Here is a 17,170-nt window from a genome sequence, read left to right on the forward strand (position 1 = left end):
CCGTGACCGACGCCCACACCGCCGGCCCGTTCATCGCCGCCATCGACCAGGGCACGACCTCGTCCCGCTGCATCGTCTTCGACCGCGACGGACGCATCGTCTCCGTCGACCAGAAGGAGCACGAGCAGATCTTCCCGAAGCCGGGCTGGGTCGAGCACGACGCCACCGAGATCTGGACGAACGTCCAGGAGGTCGTCGCCGGGGCCATCGAGAAGGCCGGCATCACCCGTGACGACATCAAGGCCATCGGCATCACCAACCAGCGCGAGACCACGCTGCTCTGGGACAAGAACACCGGTGAGCCCGTCCACAACGCCATCGTCTGGCAGGACACCCGTACCGACGCCCTCTGTCGCGAGCTCGGCCGCAACGTCGGCCAGGACCGCTTCCGCCGCGAGACCGGTCTGCCGCTGGCCTCGTACTTCGCCGGTCCGAAGGCCCGCTGGCTGCTCGACAACGTCGAGGGCCTGCGCGAGCGCGCCGAGGCCGGCGACATCCTCTTCGGCACCATGGACACCTGGGTCATCTGGAACCTGACGGGCGGTGTCGACGGCGGCAAGCACTACACCGACGTCACCAACGCCTCCCGCACCATGCTGATGAACCTGCACACCCTGGAGTGGGACGAGAAGATCGCCGAGTCCATCGGCGTCCCGCTGTCGATGCTCCCGGAGATCCGCTCCTCCGCCGAGGTGTACGGCGAGGTCACCGGCGGCCGCCTCGGCGACCTGCTCGGCGGCATCCCGGTCGCCTCCGCGCTCGGCGACCAGCAGGCGGCCCTGTTCGGCCAGACCTGCTTCGAGGAGGGCGAGGCCAAGTCCACGTACGGCACCGGCACGTTCATGCTGCTGAACACCGGTGAGAAGATCATCAACTCCTACAGCGGCCTGCTGACCACGGTCGGCTACCGGATCGGCGACCAGAAGCCGGTCTACGCCCTGGAGGGCTCGATCGCCGTCACCGGTTCGCTGGTGCAGTGGATGCGCGACCAGATGGGCCTGATCTCCACCGCCGCCGAGATCGAGACCCTCGCGCTCTCGGTCGAGGACAACGGCGGCGCGTACTTCGTGCCGGCCTTCTCCGGTCTGTTCGCCCCGTACTGGCGTTCCGACGCCCGCGGTGTGATCGCCGGTCTCACCCGGTACGTCACCAAGGCGCACCTCGCGCGCGCCGTCCTGGAGGCCACCGCCTGGCAGACCCGTGAGATCACGGACGCCATGACCAAGGACTCGGGCGTCGAGCTTGCGGCCCTCAAGGTCGACGGCGGCATGACCTCCAACAACCTGCTGATGCAGACGCTCTCGGACTTCCTGGACGCCCCCGTGGTCCGTCCGATGGTCGCCGAGACCACCTGCCTCGGCGCCGCCTACGCCGCCGGTCTCGCCGTCGGCTTCTGGACCAGCACCGACGACCTGCGCGCCAACTGGCGCCGGGCCGCCGAGTGGACCCCCCGTATGGACGCGGACACCCGCGACCGTGAGTACAAGAGCTGGCTCAAGGCCGTCGAGCGGACCATGGGCTGGATCGAGGACGAGAGCTGATTCAGGGGCCCGCGAAGGCTCCGTACCGGCTCTGATGAGGAGTAAGAACCCGACATGACCAGTCAGACCACCCTGCAGACCCTGCCTGCCCTGGGGACGCGTCCGGCGTCCGGCTCGAACCCGAGCCGTGCCGAGACCCGGGAACAGCTCTCCAAGGCGTCGTACGACCTCCTCGTGATCGGCGGCGGCATCCTGGGCATCTCCACCGCCTGGCACGCCGCGCAGTCCGGGCTCAGGGTGGCCCTGGTCGACGCCGGCGACTTCGCCGGCGCCACCTCCTCCGCCTCCTCCAAGCTGCTCCACGGCGGTCTGCGCTATCTGCAGACCGGCGCGGTGAAGCTGGTGGCGGAGAACCACTTCGAGCGCCGTGCGGTCTCCCGCCAGGTGGCCCCCCACCTGGCGAACCCGCTCACGTTCTACCTCCCCGTGTACAAGGGCGGGCCGCACGGCGCGGCGAAGCTCGGGGCGGGCGTCTTCGCCTACTCCGCGCTCTCCGCCTTCGGTGACGGTGTCGGTCACCTGCTCTCCCCCGCCAAGGCGGCGCAGGACGTGCCCGAGCTGCGCACCGACAACCTCAAGGCCGTCGCGGTGTACGGCGACGACCAGATGAACGACTCCCGGATGGCCCTGATGACGGTCCGCGCGGCCGTCGAGTCGGGTGCCGTCGTCCTGAACCACGCCGAGGTCACCGGGCTGCGCTTCACCAAGGGCCGGGTGACCGGTGCCGAGCTGCGCGACCGGCTCTCCGGCGACGAGTTCGGCGTCGACGCCCGGCTGGTGCTGAACGCGACCGGGCCGTGGGTCGACCACCTGCGCCGGATGGAGAACCCGGACGCGGCCCCCTCCATCCGTCTGTCCAAGGGTGCGCACCTGGTGCTGAAGCGGACGGCTCCGTGGAAGGCCGCGCTCGCCACCCCGATCGACAAGTACCGCATCACCTTCGCCCTCCCCTGGGAGGACATGCTGCTGCTCGGTACGACCGACGAGGTGTACGAGGGCGACCCGGCGGACGTCGCGGTCACCGAGAAGGACACGGCCCAGATACTCGACGAGGCCGCGTTCTCCATCCGGGACCAGCAGCTCGACCGTGACCTGATCACGTACTCCTTCGCCGGTCTGCGGGTGCTGCCGGGCGGGCCCGGTGACACCGCCAAGGCCAAGCGGGAGACGGTCGTCACCGAGGGCCGGGGCGGCATGCTGTCCGTCGCGGGCGGCAAGTGGACGACGTTCCGGCACATCGGCCGCACGATCATGAAGAAGCTGGAGGCGCTGCCCGGGCACCCGCTGGGCGAGGACTTCGAGCCGGTGGCCTCGCTGCCGAAGAAGCTGCCGCTGCCGGGTGTCGCCAACCCGCGCGCGGTCGCGCACCGGCTGCTGGTGGACCGTCCGGCGCCGGGCCCGCGGATGGGCGCCGACACGGCACGGCACCTGGCCACGCACTACGGGTCGCTCGCCTTCGACATCGCCCGCCTCGCCAACGAGAACCCCGAGCTGGGCGAGCGGGTCCACCCCGACGCGCCCGAGATCTGGGCGCAGGTCGTCTACGCCCGCGACACCGAGTGGGCCGAGACGGCCGACGACGTCCTGCGCCGGCGGACGACGCTGACGATAAGGGGCCTGGCGACGGACGAGGTCCGCGCGAAGGTCCAGGACCTGCTCGACAAGAAGTAACCGGATGTCGGTGCCGGCTCCTCCCCTGACCGGGGCCGGCATCGAGAGGGTCGGCCCCCTTCCGCTCTGGGGCCGGACCACGGCGAAGGGGCGGCTCCCTCGACGGAGCCGCCCCTTTGTCGCGAAATACCCTCGCGCTGCCGTCACCTTTGCCGTGGCCATTGCCGTGGCCTCTGCCGTTGCCGTCGGGCCGGTTGTCAGTGCCGGGTGCTTTCATGACCGCATGGACATCGATCACGCCGACCCCGCCGAACTGGCCGCCCTGCGCACGGCCTTCGCCGTCGACGGCGGCGGGAGGTCGGCGCTCGGCTGGGACGCCGTGCGCGCCTTCGAGGCGGAGCACTCGGTGGTGCTCCCCGAGCCGTACCGGACGTTCGTGGCGGAGATCTCCGACGGCTCCTCGCAGGGGCCGCCCGAGTACGGGCTCGTGGGGCCGGCCGAGCTGCCGTCGGACTGGGGCGACGACGGCGCGAAACGAGCCCTCGGCGAGCCGTTCCCGCTCACCGCGCCCTGGCTGTGGGAGGAGGACGAGGGCCCGTACGACGACGACTGGCACGAAGCCGTCGACAAGGTCTACCACCACGGCTCGATCGTGCTCGGCACGGACGGGTGCGCCATGAACTGGCATCTCGTCGTCACCGGCCCCCATCGGGGACACATATGGCACATCACCGACGTGGGTGCCATGCCGTTCGGCGCGGAGTTCGGGCATACGACCTCCGCGCCCGGCTTCGGCGGCTGGGTGGCGCACTGGGCCGCCGGGAAGGAGTGGTTCGACGCCGCGTCAGCCGAGTGGTGAGGCGACGAGGTCGCGGACGGCGTCCGGTGAGGTCAGCTCCGTACGGCGGACGATGAGTTCACGGCCCAGCAGCAGCGCCCGGCGCGACGCCGGGACCGGGTCGTCGAGGGTCGTCAGGTCCGTGAGGTGGGCGAAGCCGATGATGCGGCGGACGAGTTCCGTGCCGGCGAAGCCGAGGGACTCCGTCCAGACGCGGGTCAGGAAGCGGTCGAGGTAGGCGTCGTCGAAGAAGGTGTCGACCCGGGTGGGCCACAGACGGCGGAACTCGGTCTGGAAGGCCTCCCAGGAGAGCCGCAGTTGGTCGCCGTGGTCCGTCAGGGTCCCCAGGGCGCGGGCCCGTTCCTCCGAGACGAGCGCGTTGGCCCAGTACAGGCCGAGGTCGAAGCCGATGGGGCCGACGAAGGAGAACTCGGGGTCGAAGACCCGCACGACATGGGCGCCCGCGCGCGTCCCGACCATGACGCTGCCGGAGTGGAGGTCTCCGTGCAGGAGGGCCTGGGCGCTCGTCATGAAGGCATGGCGCAGGTCGGCGACCTCGGTGCGCAGCACGGTGTCCGCGCGGAAGGCGGCGGCCAGGTCGTCCAGGCCGGGGTGCCAGTGGTTGTGCTCGTGCTCGATGTAGGGCTCGGAGAGGACGACATCCTCGGTGATCTTGCACAGCTCGGGGTTGACCGAGGCGGCGAGCAGCGCCTTGCGGTCGGCGGAGGTCATGCCGAAGTCGCTGGTGGCGAAGGAGAGCCGGGCGACGAGACGGCCGATCTGGGGCGAGGTGTGCGGGCCGTAGGAGGCGCCCTCGTTGAGGAGGGTGCGCAGGACCTCCAGGTCGGAGAGGTCCTCCATGACGAGGGCGTGGTTCTCGGGGTCGTAGCCGTGGATCGACGGGATCTCGTCGGGCGCGACCTTGGCGAGCTGCTCGTAGGCGCGGGCCTCGGCGTCGGAGCGGTCGGGGCTCAGCGGCCAGGAGGGGCCGGCGACGCGGACCCACGGCAGGGCCTGCTTGAGGGCGAGGCTGCGGCTGCCGTCGCGGTTCGAGGCGAGGAAGACCCGGTTGACGTTGCCGTCCGACACCTCGCGGACGGTGATGTCACCGGTGTCCTCCCAGTGGCCCCGCTCGCGCAGGTACGCGGGGATGTCGTCGGTCTCCAGGATGCGGTAGCCCATGGTCGGTGAACTCCCTTATGCGGTGCGGCGCTTGGACAACGTGAAGCTGAAGACCAGGGCGAGGATGAGGACCGCGCCCTCGACGACGTCCTGGGTGTAGTAGGGCAGGCCCTTGATGGTGAGGCCGGTGGTGATGACGCCGATGAGGACCGCGCCGAGGGCGGTGCCCCAGACGTTCGGGCGGCCCCGGCCGAGGACCGAGGTGCCGACGAGGGCGACCGCGACCGCCTCCAGCAGCTGGGAGGTGCCCGCGCTGACGTCGCCCTGGCCGATGCGGGAGGCCAGGATGAGGCCGCCGACGGAAGCGAGGACGCCGGAGAGGACGTACGCCAGCGCGCGATACGCGCCGACGCGGATGCCGGCCAGCCGGGAGGCCTCGGGGTTGGCGCCGATCGCGTAGAAGACGCGGCCCCAGCGGGTGCGGGCCAGGAAGACCCAGGCGGCGACGGTGAGCGCGCCGAAGATCAGCACGGAGATCGGGACACCGAGGATCGTGCCCCGGTCGATCTTCAGGAAGCCGGCGGTGAACTTGCCGGGGGCGGTGGTGCCGTCATCCAGGGTCATGCCGGGGGTGATCGACTGGCCGTCGACGAGGATCAGCTTGGTGCCCTGGATGACGAACATGGTGCCGAGCGTGGCCAGCATGTCGGGGATCTTCAGCACCACGATCAGCAGGGCGTTGAGGAGGCCCGCGAGGGCGCCCGCCGCGAGGACGGCCAGGATCGCGACCGTACCGATCTGGTTGAGGACGACCATGCTCTGGGCGGCGACGGAGACACCGAGGCCGGCGACCGCACCGACGGACATGTCCATGCCGCCGACGGCCATGGTGAGGGTGACGCCGAGGCCGAGGATGGCGGCGACGGAGACGTACCGGAGGGTGTCGAGGAGGGTCGCCGACTCGCGGAAGGAGCCCTCGCTGAGCGCGAAGTACGCGAAGAGCGCGACCGTGACGAAGATGAAGCCGTACTTGATGACGGCGTTCTGGACGCGGACGGCGGTCGAGGTGGCGGGCGGGAGCGCCGCCTTGGTGGGCACCTCGGTGCTCTGGGTGGTGGTCATGGGTGCTTCCTCGGACTTCCTGGTCCTGGTCCGGGTGTCGGTCCTGGGGCTGGGGCCGCTGCGCGGCGGGCCGGGGTCACACGGACGCCGAGATGGTCTGGATGACGCGGTCGCGTTCCGCGTCCTCGCCGTAGGCGTCGAGGTGGATCTCTCCGGCGGCGAGGACGACGACCCGGTCGGCGACCTCCAGAACCTCGTCGACATCGGCGGACAGGACGAGCACGGCGGCGCCCTCGGCGGCGAGGGAGCGGGCGCGGCGGCCGATGTCCCGGCGGGCACCGATGTCCACCCCTCGGAACGGCTCGTCCAGGATGAGGACACGGGGGGTCTCGGCGAGCCAGCGGCCGACGACGACCTTCTGCTGGTTGCCGCCGGACAGCTCCTCGACGGTGCTGTGCTCGTCGCGGGCGACGACACCGAGGGCGTCGATGGTGTCGCGGCCGAGGGCGTTCTCCCGGGCCGTGTTCATCAGGCCCAGCCGGGAGAAGGACTTCAGGAACGGCAGGGAGATGTTCCGGGCCACCGACCAGCCGGGGACGAGGGCGTCGGCGTGCCGGTCCTCGGGGACGAGGTGGACGCCGCCGCGGATGGCGTCGGCGGGGCGGCGGGGCGAGTACGCCTTTCCGTCCAGCTCGACCGTGCCGGTGGTGAAGGGCTCGGCGCCGAAGAGGCCCCGGGCCAGTTCGGTCTTGCCGGCGCCCAGCAGGCCCACGACACCGGTGACCTCGCCGCCGCGGAGGTCGAGGTCCAGCGGGGTGCGGCCCTCGAAGAGGCGGACGCCCCGCAGGGAGAGGACGACGTCGCCCTGGTCGCCCTCGCGGACCGGGCGGGCGGTGGTGGTCTCCTGGGCCTGGGCGAGCATCGCGCGCAGGGCGGCGTCCCAGTCGAAGGGGCGCGCCTGGTCCTCGGTGAGACGGCCGTCCCGCAGGACGACCAGGCGGTCGGCCAGGGCGTCGATCTCGCCGAGGCGGTGGGAGACGTAGAGGACCGCGATGCCGTCCGCCCGCATCCGCTCCACCAGCGCGAACAGGCGCTCGGCCTCGGCGGCGGAGAGCGCGGAGGTCGGCTCGTCCAGGATCAGCAGCCGGGGGCGGGTGGCGAGGGCGCGGGCCAGGATCAGCAACTGGCGGTCGGAGATGCCGAGTTCGGTGACGTCCTGCTTGAGGACGGCGTCGGACCAGTCGAGGCCCAGGCCGGCCTGGATCTCCCGGGCGCGGGCGAGCAGCCGGCCGCCGTTGAGGAACGGGTTGCCGCGGCTCTGCGCCAGCTCCTCGAAGACCAGGTTCTCGGCGACGGTCAGGCCGGGGACGACCCCCTCGCCGATGCGCTGGTGGACCGTCTGGATGCCCAACTGCCGGGCGGCCAGGGGGCTGTGGAGGGCGACCGGACGGCCGTCGACCAGGACCTCGCCGCCGTGGTCGGCGTGGACCCCGGACAGGATCTTGATCAGCGTGGACTTGCCGGCCCCGTTCGCGCCGAGCAGCGCGACCACGCTGCCCGGCGCGATGTCCAGCGAGACGGAGGCGAGGACCGTTCTGCCGCCGAAGGCCTTGCTGATGTCCCGCAGGCGGACGGCGGCGACGCCCTCGCCGCCGTCCGCCTGCCCGGGACCGGTGTCAGTGGGCGACATTCGAGATCCAGTCGGCGGTCGAGACCTGCGACAGGTTCAGCGCGGGCAGCGCCTCGCGCAGCTGGTCCATGTTCTCGATCTTCTTCTCGCGCAGGAAGTCCTGGGTGATCGCGACGGCCGGGAACTCGACGGTGGTCTTGTTCAGCCGGCCGGCCAGCTCCAGCGCGGTCGTGCGGACCACGGCCGCGCCCACGGCGGACGGGTCGGTGCCGGCCGTGGCGACCCAGGGGCTGTCCTTGGCCGTGATGGCCTGGATGTCGGCGTTGGAGACGTCGGCGCCGAAGACCTTGACCTTGTCCTGGAGCTTCTTGTTCTGCACGGCGAGGACGGTGCCCTTGGCGAGCTCGTCGTAGGGGGCGAAGACGCCCGCCACGTCGGAGTTCTGGGTGAGGGCGGCGGAGACGAGGGGAACGTTGTCGGTGGCCGTGGAGTCGGTGACCTTGCCGACCTTGAAGGCCTGCTTCCAGCCCTGCGCCTCGACGGTGGACTTCCAGACGGTGTCGCGCTTGTCGAGGGCCGCGTAGCCGGCGACGTTCACGTAACCGACCTTGGCGTCCTTGCCGACCTCCTTGGCCATCACGTCGAGGACGGCCTGCGCCATGCTCGCGTCGTTCTGCCGGGTGGAGACGACGCCCTCGGTGTCGGTGTCCACGTCGTAGACGACGACCTTGATGCCCTTCTTCACCGCCTTGTCGATCTCCGGCTGGATCGTCGCCGGGAAGCCGTGGTCGATGATGATCGCCTTGGCGCCGGAGTTGATCGCCGAGGACAGGTCGGTGGCCTGCTTGGCGTTGTCGGCCTGGGCGTCGTACACGGTGAGGTCGATGCCGAGGGCCTTGGCCTGCGCCTTCGCGCCGTTGCCCCACTGCTCGAAGTAGTCGCCGGCGCCGCTCTGCCGGACGAGGGCGACCTTGACCGCGCCGTCGGCGAAGGGGGCGGGCTTCTCGCCGGTGGCGGCGGAGGCCTTGGCGGCGGTGTCGCCGGTGTCCTTCGAGGCGTCCGTGGACTGCGAGCAGGCCGACAGCAGCAGGGCCGAGGCGGAGGCGAGGGAGAGGGCGGCGAGCGGGAGGCGGGTACGGCGGGACGAGCGGGACATGACGGCTCCAGGTGCGGTGCGAGGGGAGGAAGGAAGTACTCGACCCGGAGCGAGGGCGAAAACGCGCCACCGTGCGTGGCACGGCGAACGCCCGGGACGGCAGGGCACGTCAGGGCGTGTCGGGGCTCCGGGAGTGGTCAGCGACAGCTGGCCGTGGTCGACCGGAGCAGGTCCACGTACAGCCGCCGTACGAGCAGCAGCGTCTTCATACGCAGATCATGAGAACGATTTCAGCCATGCGTCAAAGTGATGAGAGCGGTTTCTCAGCACGTGAGACAACGACTACGTCACACATGGCCGGTACACGCACCGGCGTTACCATCGCGGTACCGGCACCCGACCGGCACACAGTGAGGCCCTGATGACGACTTCCGACGCGACGGCGCAGCGCATGCCCGGTACGCGCTGTTGTCCCGGCGCCCCGTGTCACCGCTGACCGGTCGCTCGTCCCCTCGCCTTCCCCCCATTTCCAGCCGCCCGGGTGCCCGTCCCGGTATCCGGACATCCCTTCCAGACTCCTGGAGTTGCTCTCATGACCCTGCTGACCACCTGGCCCGAGTCCGGTCCGGAGACCGTGGTGCGCCGTACCGCCGACCCCGTCGAGATCGCGGCCGCGCTGGCGCCGCTCGGGGTGCGCTACGAGCAGTGGCCGGTTCGTGAGGACGTCCCGTTCGACGCGGACAGCGAGACCGTGTTCGCCGCGTACGGCCCGGAGATCGAGCGGCTCAACGCCGAGGAGGGCTTCACCACGGTCGACGTGCTCGGCCTCCACCCGAGCGACGACCCCGAGTTCCCGGTGAAGGCGAAGGCCGCCCGGGAGAAGTTCCTCCAGGAGCACACCCACGACGACGATGACGAGGTCCGCTTCTTCGTGTCCGGCTCCGGCATCTTCTATCTGCACGTGAACGGTGAGGTGCACGCGGTCTACTGCGAGAAGGGCGACCTGCTGGGCGTGCCGCGCGGCACCACGCACTGGTTCGACATGGGCACCGCGCCGTCGTTCACCGCGATCCGCTTCTTCCACGAGGAGGACGGCTGGATCGGCAACTTCACCGGCTCCACCATCGCCTCCCGCTTCCCCGACTACGACACGATCGACGCCGGGTACCAGCAGGACGAGCAGGACAAGGCAGCGGTGTGAGCCAGGACCTCGGCATCGGCTCCCCCGACTCCGTGGTGCTCGACATCGAGGGCACCACGAGCGCCACGGGGTTCGTCGTCGACGTGCTCTACCCGTACTCCCGCTCCCGCTTCGGGGAACTGCTCGTCGAGCGGCGCGGCGATCCGGACGTGGCGCGGGCCGTCGCCCAGGTGCGGGAACTCCTCGCCGAGCCGGACGCGGACGACGCCCGTGTCGAGAAGGCGCTCAACGCCTGGTTGGACGAGGACCGCAAGGCGACCCCGCTGAAGACCCTCCAGGGCATCATCTGGTCCGAGGGCTTCGCGCGCGGCGACCTCGTCTCCCACTTCTACGACGACGTCCTGCCGGCCCTGCGCGCCTGGCACGCGGCCGGCGTACGCCTCCACGTGTACTCGTCGGGTTCCGTGGCCGCCCAGCGCGCCTGGTTCCGGTCGAGCCCCGAGGGGGATCTGCTGCCGCTGGTCGAGGGGTTGTACGACACGGAGAACGCCGGGCCGAAGCAGGAGGCGGGGTCGTACCGCGTGATCGCGTCGGCCCTCGGTCTCGCCGCCACCCCGGGGCGCATCCTCTTCCTCTCCGACCGGCCCGGCGAGCTGGACGCGGCGCGGGAGGCCGGCTGGCGGACCGTCGGCATCCGGCGGCCCGGGGAGCCGTACTACGAGCAAGGCGTCGGCGACCACGCGCAGGCGGGGACGTTCGACGAGATCACCATCACGAGGAGCACCGCATGACCACCGAGATCTCGGCACTCGACCTGGAGGAGGCGGGCGCGGTCCTGGCCGCCGAGTCGGCCCGCTTCGCCTCCTTCGGCTGGATGCGCGGCACCTCGGGCAATCTGTCGGTGGTGCTCTCGCGCGATCCGCTGCGGCTGGCGGTGACGGCGAGCGGTCACGACAAGGGTGAACTGACGCCCGCGGACGTGGTGCTGGTCGACGGGAACGGAGCCGCCGTACGGGATGGCAGGCCGTCCGCCGAGGCCGAGCTGCACGCGCGCGTGGCCGCGCTGACCGGGGCTGGTGCCGTGGTCCACGTCCACACGGTCGCCTCGGTCGCCATGGGGCGCCGCGAGCCCGGTGGCGTCGTCTTCCGGGACCTGGAGATGCTCAAGGGCGTCGGCCAGCCCGCCCACGACGTCGAGGTCACCCTCCCCGTCATCGCCAACAGCCAGGACATGAAGGAGCTGGGCGACCGTCTGGAGGCCGCCCGTGACCCCCGTATGCCGGCGGTGGTCGTCGCCGGACACGGCCTGTACGTCTGGGGCGCCACGCCCCGTCAGGCCCGCCACCACACCGAAGTGGTGGAGTGGCTGCTGGAGTTGGAACTCACCGGCCGCTGAACCGGTGAGCGGGTGAGGGTCCGGCGCCACTGCCGCCCGGACCCTCACCGGTGGTCAGGCGTGCGGCTCCAGGTGCCCGCCCGGCAGTTCGCCCGTCGACACCTCCAGCACCCCGCGCTCCGTGACCAGGGCCGTCACCAGGCGGCCGGGGGTCACGTCGAAGGCCGGGTTGTGCCCCCGGGACCCGGCCGGGGCCGTGCGGATGCCGCCCCACTCCAACACCTCGTCCTCGCCCCTCAGTTCGATGTGGATGTCGGCCCCGGAGGCGGTGTCGAGATCGACCGTGGTCGTGGGTGCGGCCACGAGGAACGGGACGCCCGCGTCGGCGCAGGCGAGGGCGACGCCCACCGTGCCGACCTTGTTGGCGGTGTCGCCGTTGGCGGCGATACGGTCCGCGCCCACGATCGCCGCGTCGACGTCGCCCCGCAGGATCGTGCCGGCGGCGGCGCCGTCCGCCTGGACGTAGTGCGGGATGCCCTCCTGGACCAGCTCCCAGGCGGTCAGGCGGGCCCCCTGGAGGAGGGGACGCGTCTCGTCGGCGTAGACGACTTCGAGCCGGCCCCGCGCGTGGAGTTCACGGATGACGCCGAGTGCCGTACCCCAGCCGGCGGTCGCCAGCGCCCCGGTGTTGCAGTGCGTCAGCACGCGCAGCGGCCGGTCCAGGCCCACGCGCTTCAGCAGCCAGTCGGCGCCGAAGGCCCCCATGGCCCGGTTCGCCTCGACGTCCTCGCGCTGGACGGCGGCCGCCTCCTCCAGCACCGCGTCCAGCCCCTCGTCGAACCGGGTCATGACCCGGTCCACGCACACCATCAGGTTCACCGCGGTCGGCCGGGCCTCACGGACGCGGGCGACCGCGGCCCGTATCTCCTCGGCCGACCGGCCCTCGCGCTCGCCCTCCAGGATCGCGAGCGCCACCCCGTACGCGCCCGCGGCCCCGATCGCGGGAGCGCCGCGCACGACGAGGCGCCGGATGGCGGAGACCAGGGCGTCGACGTCACGGATCTCGACCGTCTCGGTGCGGTGCGGCAGGACCGTCTGGTCGATGAGCGCAAGGCCGTCTCCCGTCCAGTCGACGGCGCGCAGTTCCTGGGGCATAGCGGGGCACTCCTGGTGTTTCGAAGGTGCCCGACACCGTACATGACCTCGAAGAACAGTCTGTTTCGGGAACTGACGCACGAGAGTCCGCGCCTGGCCGGCAGGGCATCGTAGGGACGAGGGCGGCCTTGCATCCCGGCCTCGCCGAAGGAGTACGGGGCCGAGGGGGACGCCGCGTGAGCGAGTACGTCGATCTGCTGGTCCACGGCGGTGACGTCCTGACGGTCGACGCGGCCGGAACGCGCCTGCGGGACGGGGCGGTCGCCGTCCGGGACGGCACGATCCTGGCGGTCGGACCGGCGGACCGGCTCCGCACGGCGTACGCGCCGGCCGAGAGCCTCGACGCCGTGGGCTGTCTGGTGCTCCCCGGGCTGGTCAACGCCCACACCCACCTGGCGATGACGCTGCTGCGGGGCCGCGCGGACGACGTCACCCTCCAGGGGTTTCTGGAGCGGGTGCTGCGGTGGGAGGCGCGACTGCTGTCGCCGAGGAACGTGGCGGCGGCGGTGCGGGTGGCGATCGCCGAGAGCGTGCGGGCCGGGGTGACGTCCGCGCTGGACATGTACTGGTTCCACGAGGCGGCCGAGCGGGTGGCGCGCGAGACGGGCTGGCGGCTGCACACCGGCCCGACCTTCATGGACGTGCCCGACCCCCCGGACGGCCGGGCGTACGGGGACCGCCTGGAGTGGGCCCGGCGGGACCTCGCCGACCGCCCCCGCCGGCCGGGGACGCGCCCGGTCCTCTCCGCGCACTCGACCTACACGCTCAGCCCGGAGCAGCTGCTCGGCACGGCAGCCCTGGCAGGGGAGTTCGGGGCGCTGCTGCACCTGCACGCGGCGGAGAACGCCACCGAGGTCGCCACGGTGGAGAGGCGGTACGGCAAGCGCCCGGTGGAGCTGTTGGACTCGCTCGGGCTGCTCGGCCCCGACCTGCTGCTCGCCCACGCGGTCGCCCTCACCGGCCCGGAGATCACGGCGCTGGCCCGGACCGGGACCTCGGTCGCCCACTGCCCGGTGTCGAACCTGAAGCTGGGCTGCGGGATCGCGCCGGTGCCCCGGCTGCTGGGCGCGGGCGTCACGGTCGGGCTGGGCACGGACGGGGCGGTCAGCTCCAACACGCTGGACGTGCTGGGTGCCGTCCGGCAGGCGGCGCTGGTGCACGAGGCGGCCAGCGACCCCACCGCCGTGGGCGCGGAGCGGGCGGTGCGCATGGCGACGATCGAGGGGGCCCGCGCGCTGGGTCTCGGCGATCACCTGGGGTCCCTGGAGCCGGGCAAGCGGGCCGATCTGATCGTGCTCGACCTGGGCGCCCCGCATCTGCGGCCCCACCACGACCCGTGGTCCACCCTCGCCTACGCCGCGCACTCGGCGGACGTACGCGACACCGTCGTCGAGGGGAGGGTGCTGATGCGCGAGCGGGTCCTCACCACCCTGGACGAGGCGGCGGCCCTGGCGGACCTGGAGGCTTTGGCCTGATGGACACGGTGGAGCCCTCATAATGGCCTGATACATCGGATGTCTGAACGACCCGTAACGACCGAAGCACGAAGAATGTCCGGAACGATCGTGTATGACAGGGAGGGGTCGCCATGGCAGTCACCGACGAGGCGATCGAGAAGATCAAGGGCATGATCGTCTCCGGCGCGCTGCGCCCCGGCGACCGGCTCCCCAAGGAGAGCGAGCTCGCCGCCGACCTCGGACTGTCCCGCAACTCCCTGCGCGAGGCCGTGCGCGCCCTGTCGTTGATCCGCATCCTGGACGTACGCCAGGGCGACGGCACGTATGTGACCAGTCTCGATCCCCAACTCCTGCTGGAGGCACTGAGCTTCGTCGTCGACTTCCATCGCGACGACACGGTCCTGGAGTTCCTCGCCGTGCGCCGCATCCTGGAACCGGCGGCGACGGCGATGGCCGCCCTGAAGATCAGCGAGCAGCAACTGGACGCGCTCTCGGCCCAGCTGGACAAGCTCGGCACCGCTCCGTCGGTGGAGGAACTGGTCGCCTGCGACCTGGAGTTCCACCGAGGCATCGTGCAGACCTCGGGGAACTCCGTGCTCTGCTCGCTGCTCGACGGTCTGTCCGGCCCCACCACACGGGCCCGCATCTGGCGCGGACTGACCCAGGAGGACGCCGTCAGCCGGACCCTGCACGAGCACCGCGCCATCCTGGCCGCCCTCCGCGACCGCGACGCCGACGCCGCGCGTTCCTGGGCGACGGTGCACATCGCGAGCGTGGAGCAGTGGCTGCGATCGTCACTCTGACGTCGCCCCGAGAAGTCGATCACCTCAGGCTCCGGCCGCCGACGCGTGTTTGAGTCGTGCGAACGGGGCAGTGATCCGTTCACTCCCCCGTGCAAGGGGGCTGCGGAGGGCCCCTCGGCACGCCGTAAGGTTGGGGCGTACGCGAGGGCACGTCGGAAGGAGGCGCTGGGTGATCGAGCTGGAGGGGGTTCCCGAGCTGATCGACCCAGTGATGGTGGCCGCGTTCGAAGGCTGGAACGACGCCGGCGACGCCGCCTCCACCGCGGTCGCGCATCTGGACCGGGAATGGAAGGGCGAGGTGTTCGCGGCGCTGGACGCCGAGGACTACTACGACTTCCAGGTGAACCGTCCCACAGTGTGGCTGGACGGCGGCGTACGGAAGATCACCTGGCCGACGACAAGGTTGTCGGTGGTCAGGGTCGGCGGCGACAAGCCCCGCGATCTCGTACTCGTCCGAGGCATCGAACCGTCGATGCGCTGGCGCTCGTTCTGCAACGAGCTGCTGGGCTTCGCCCACGAGCTGGGCGTGGAGCTGGTGGTCGTCCTGGGCGCGCTGCTCGGCGACACCCCGCACACACGTCCGGTGCCGGTCAGCGGTGTCACGTCCGACCCGGACCTGGCGCAGCGGATGGATCTGGAGGAGACCAAGTACGAGGGACCGACGGGCATCGTCGGCATCCTCCAGGAGGCGTGCACGCACGCCGGTGTCCCCGCGGTCTCGCTCTGGGCGGCGGTGCCGCACTACGTGTCGCAGCCGCCGAACCCGAAGGCGACACTGGCCCTCCTGAACCGCCTGGAGGACCTCATCGACGTACGCATCCCGCTGGGCGAGCTGCCCGAGGACGCGCGTGCCTGGCAGGTGGGCGTGGACCAGCTGGCGGCGGAGGACAGCGAGGTCGCCGAGTACGTGCAGACGCTGGAGGAGGCCCGGGACACGGCGGAGCTGCCGGAGGCGTCGGGCGAGGCGATCGCTCGCGAGTTCGAGCGGTATCTGCGGCGGCGGGACGGCGGGCCCGGCTCCGCCGGTCCGGCCGGGGGTCATGCCACGGCCGACGGGGGCGACACGGGCCCCGGCGCGTGGAACCCGAAGGAGAACCCCGGCGGGCGTACGCGACCGGCGAAGCCGTCGCGGCCGGAGGCCTCGGGCGAGGCCGACGCCGAGACCGAGGCCGAGACCGAGACCGAGGATGACGATTCGTCGGACGAGTGAGTCCGGCAGCCGCGGATGACGCTGCGCGGGATCCGCGGGTCTGTCGTGGCCGGTCGCGCAGTTCCCCGCGCCCCTTTGGGCGGCGCGGGGAAGTGGACCGGGAGTTGTCAGGTGCTCAGCATTTGATCGCCACCACCGCGTAGGTCGTGTCCGGGGTCGGGGTCGTGGTGAAGCGGGCGTTGGGCAGATACAGGCGGTTCTTGTGGGCCGCGACCGTGGTCGGGACGTCGAAGTCGGCGTCGTGGAGGCGGCCCTCGAAGATGCCGCTGCGGCCGTCGGCCGAGAGGTGGAACACGTCGATCGCGTTCTGCCGGTTCTGCACGACATAGAGCCGCCGGCCCAGCAGCAGCAGGCCGTCACCGTTGGTGAGGGGCGCCGCGTCACCCAGGTCGACCAGGGTCGTGACGCCGGTCCGCGGGTTCACCCGGTGGAGTCCGCCGACACCGGACTGGACGACCAGGAGCGCCTTGCCGTCCGGGGTGCGGGTGATCCCGTTGGCGTTGACCGCCTCGCCCGGCGTCTGGGTCCAGGCGCCGCCGAGGGTGACCGTGACGACCTCGTCCGGGCCCGGCAGCCGGCCGTCGCGGCCGATCGGGAGGGCGTACAGGACGGGCTGGAACGAGTCGGTGAACCAGGCGGCGCTCGGGGTGAGGAAGACGTCGTTGGCGAAGGTCGGCGTCCTGGTGGTGAGCGTGTACGACGCGACGATCCTGCCGGTACGGACGTCCACCACCCGAGCGCCCTGACCGCGCCCGGCGACGAACAGCCGCCCCCGGTCGTCGAGTTTGAGCCCCACGGAGGGCGTACCGGGGCCGGCCGAGATGACGCGGCCCGCGCCGGTGCGCAGGTCGGCGCGGTAGATCGAGCCGTCGCCGAGGGAGCCGAGGTAGGCGTACGGGCCGGCGCCGATGGTGATGCCCTCGGGGCGGAAGCCGTTCGGCAGGGGGATGACGTCGGGCCACGGGTCCCCGGAGGCCGAGCCGGTCGCGGAGGCGGCGGACGTGGCGGAGGCTGCGGAGGTCCCGACGAGCAGTGCGCCGGCGGTGGCGGCCGACGCCGTGAGCAGTCTTCGCCGACTGAGGTGGGGGGCGGGGCGGGCGGACAGGGAGTGCGTGGGATGCGGGGGGAGCGGGGGTGCCACTGTGCGTCCCTTCCACGAAGGGACCGG

15 protein-coding genes are annotated in these 17,170 nt (G+C 71.6%); 9 read left to right on the plus strand and 6 right to left on the minus strand.

Annotated elements, in window-relative coordinates; translation table 11 throughout:
• The first annotated feature begins 2 nt into the window (after positions 1-2).
• The 3 genes from glpK to HW837_RS29975 all read left to right on the plus strand — a co-directional run bounded on the left by glpK (position 3) and on the right by HW837_RS29975 (position 4,011).
• The gene (glpK, locus tag HW837_RS29965; protein WP_060885350.1) at positions 3-1,541 is read left to right on the plus strand and encodes a glycerol kinase GlpK; all 1,539 of its coding nucleotides are present in this window, start codon (positions 3-5) and stop codon (positions 1,539-1,541) included.
• A gap of 54 nt (positions 1,542-1,595) precedes the next feature.
• A complete protein-coding gene (locus HW837_RS29970) occupies positions 1,596-3,212 on the plus strand; it encodes a glycerol-3-phosphate dehydrogenase/oxidase (protein ID WP_045557078.1) in 1,617 nt (538 codons plus the stop codon).
• A gap of 223 nt (positions 3,213-3,435) precedes the next feature.
• A complete protein-coding gene (locus HW837_RS29975) occupies positions 3,436-4,011 on the plus strand; it encodes an SMI1/KNR4 family protein (RefSeq protein ID WP_045557077.1) in 576 nt (191 codons plus the stop codon).
• Here the strand turns inward: HW837_RS29975 and mtnK are convergent.
• The 4 genes from mtnK to HW837_RS29995 all read right to left on the minus strand — a co-directional run bounded on the left by mtnK (position 3,997) and on the right by HW837_RS29995 (position 8,960).
• Positions 3,997-5,172 (minus strand): S-methyl-5-thioribose kinase, encoded by a 1,176-nt coding sequence (gene mtnK / locus HW837_RS29980; RefSeq protein ID WP_193380443.1) that lies wholly within the window; start codon positions 5,170-5,172, stop codon positions 3,997-3,999. The two genes, HW837_RS29975 and mtnK, sit on opposite strands and share 15 nt — an antisense overlap.
• 15 nt (positions 5,173-5,187) lie before the next feature.
• The gene (locus HW837_RS29985) at positions 5,188-6,234 is read right to left on the minus strand and encodes an ABC transporter permease (protein WP_045557075.1); all 1,047 of its coding nucleotides are present in this window, start codon (positions 6,232-6,234) and stop codon (positions 5,188-5,190) included.
• 76 nt (positions 6,235-6,310) lie between these two features.
• Positions 6,311-7,864 carry a sugar ABC transporter ATP-binding protein gene (locus HW837_RS29990; protein ID WP_193380442.1) on the minus strand — a complete coding sequence of 518 codons (1,554 nt, stop codon included), beginning with the start codon at positions 7,862-7,864 and terminating at the stop codon, positions 6,311-6,313.
• Positions 7,851-8,960: a substrate-binding domain-containing protein gene (locus HW837_RS29995; protein WP_193380441.1), complete on the minus strand. Its 1,110-nt coding sequence runs from the start codon at positions 8,958-8,960 to the stop codon at positions 7,851-7,853. Before HW837_RS29995 ends, HW837_RS29990 begins: the two co-directional genes overlap by 14 nt.
• Before the next feature lie 532 nt (positions 8,961-9,492).
• On the opposite strand from HW837_RS29995, the gene HW837_RS30000 reads away from it, so the two are divergent.
• The 3 genes from HW837_RS30000 to mtnB are packed head-to-tail and all read left to right on the plus strand — an operon-like array spanning position 9,493 to position 11,437.
• Positions 9,493-10,101 (plus strand): 1,2-dihydroxy-3-keto-5-methylthiopentene dioxygenase, encoded by a 609-nt coding sequence (locus HW837_RS30000; protein WP_045557072.1) that lies wholly within the window; start codon positions 9,493-9,495, stop codon positions 10,099-10,101.
• A complete protein-coding gene (gene mtnC, locus HW837_RS30005; protein ID WP_193380440.1) occupies positions 10,098-10,832 on the plus strand; it encodes an acireductone synthase in 735 nt (244 codons plus the stop codon). Before HW837_RS30000 ends, mtnC begins: the two co-directional genes overlap by 4 nt.
• Entirely contained in the window at positions 10,829-11,437 is a 609-nt protein-coding gene (gene mtnB / locus HW837_RS30010) for a methylthioribulose 1-phosphate dehydratase (protein WP_045557071.1), read from the plus strand. Before mtnC ends, mtnB begins: the two co-directional genes overlap by 4 nt.
• A gap of 54 nt (positions 11,438-11,491) precedes the next feature.
• Here the strand turns inward: mtnB and mtnA are convergent, their stop codons facing one another.
• Positions 11,492-12,532, minus strand: a complete 1,041-nt coding sequence (gene mtnA / locus HW837_RS30015; protein ID WP_045557070.1) for an S-methyl-5-thioribose-1-phosphate isomerase — start codon at positions 12,530-12,532, stop codon at positions 11,492-11,494.
• A 176-nt stretch (positions 12,533-12,708) separates the two neighbouring features.
• On the opposite strand from mtnA, the gene HW837_RS30020 reads away from it, so the two are divergent.
• From HW837_RS30020 to HW837_RS30030, 3 genes are all read left to right on the plus strand, one after another.
• Entirely contained in the window at positions 12,709-14,007 is a 1,299-nt protein-coding gene (locus HW837_RS30020) for an amidohydrolase (RefSeq protein WP_193382477.1), read from the plus strand.
• 113 nt (positions 14,008-14,120) lie between these two features.
• Positions 14,121-14,792 carry a FadR/GntR family transcriptional regulator gene (locus HW837_RS30025; RefSeq protein ID WP_045557068.1) on the plus strand — a complete coding sequence of 224 codons (672 nt, stop codon included), beginning with the start codon at positions 14,121-14,123 and terminating at the stop codon, positions 14,790-14,792.
• A 169-nt stretch (positions 14,793-14,961) separates the two neighbouring features.
• Positions 14,962-16,002 carry a PAC2 family protein gene (locus HW837_RS30030; RefSeq protein WP_193380438.1) on the plus strand — a complete coding sequence of 347 codons (1,041 nt, stop codon included), beginning with the start codon at positions 14,962-14,964 and terminating at the stop codon, positions 16,000-16,002.
• Between the two features lie 115 nt (positions 16,003-16,117).
• Here HW837_RS30030 and HW837_RS30035 read toward each other — a convergent pair whose 3' ends face one another.
• Positions 16,118-17,143 (minus strand): SMP-30/gluconolactonase/LRE family protein, encoded by a 1,026-nt coding sequence (locus tag HW837_RS30035; RefSeq protein WP_093789409.1) that lies wholly within the window; start codon positions 17,141-17,143, stop codon positions 16,118-16,120.
• Positions 17,144-17,170: the final 27 nt, after the last annotated feature.

The sequence above is a fragment of the Streptomyces caniscabiei genome, from assembly GCF_014930365.1.
GTDB lineage: Bacteria > Actinomycetota > Actinomycetes > Streptomycetales > Streptomycetaceae > Streptomyces > Streptomyces caniscabiei.

Excerpts from the sequence above, each read along its gene's own strand:
- mtnK (WP_193380443.1), bottom strand. The coding sequence starts at position 5,172 with ATGGGCTACCGCATCCTGGAGACCGACGACATCCCCGCGTACCTGCGC.
- HW837_RS29985 (WP_045557075.1), bottom strand. The coding sequence starts at position 6,234 with ATGACCACCACCCAGAGCACCGAGGTGCCCACCAAGGCGGCGCTCCCG.
- mtnA (WP_045557070.1), bottom strand. The coding sequence starts at position 12,532 with ATGCCCCAGGAACTGCGCGCCGTCGACTGGACGGGAGACGGCCTTGCG.
- HW837_RS29975 (WP_045557077.1), top strand. The coding sequence starts at position 3,436 with ATGGACATCGATCACGCCGACCCCGCCGAACTGGCCGCCCTGCGCACG.
- HW837_RS29970 (WP_045557078.1), top strand. The coding sequence starts at position 1,596 with ATGACCAGTCAGACCACCCTGCAGACCCTGCCTGCCCTGGGGACGCGT.
- HW837_RS30025 (WP_045557068.1), top strand. The coding sequence starts at position 14,121 with ATGGCAGTCACCGACGAGGCGATCGAGAAGATCAAGGGCATGATCGTC.
- HW837_RS29995 (WP_193380441.1), bottom strand. The coding sequence starts at position 8,960 with ATGTCCCGCTCGTCCCGCCGTACCCGCCTCCCGCTCGCCGCCCTCTCC.
- mtnB (WP_045557071.1), top strand. The coding sequence starts at position 10,829 with ATGACCACCGAGATCTCGGCACTCGACCTGGAGGAGGCGGGCGCGGTC.
- HW837_RS29990 (WP_193380442.1), bottom strand. The coding sequence starts at position 7,864 with ATGTCGCCCACTGACACCGGTCCCGGGCAGGCGGACGGCGGCGAGGGC.
- HW837_RS30000 (WP_045557072.1), top strand. The coding sequence starts at position 9,493 with ATGACCCTGCTGACCACCTGGCCCGAGTCCGGTCCGGAGACCGTGGTG.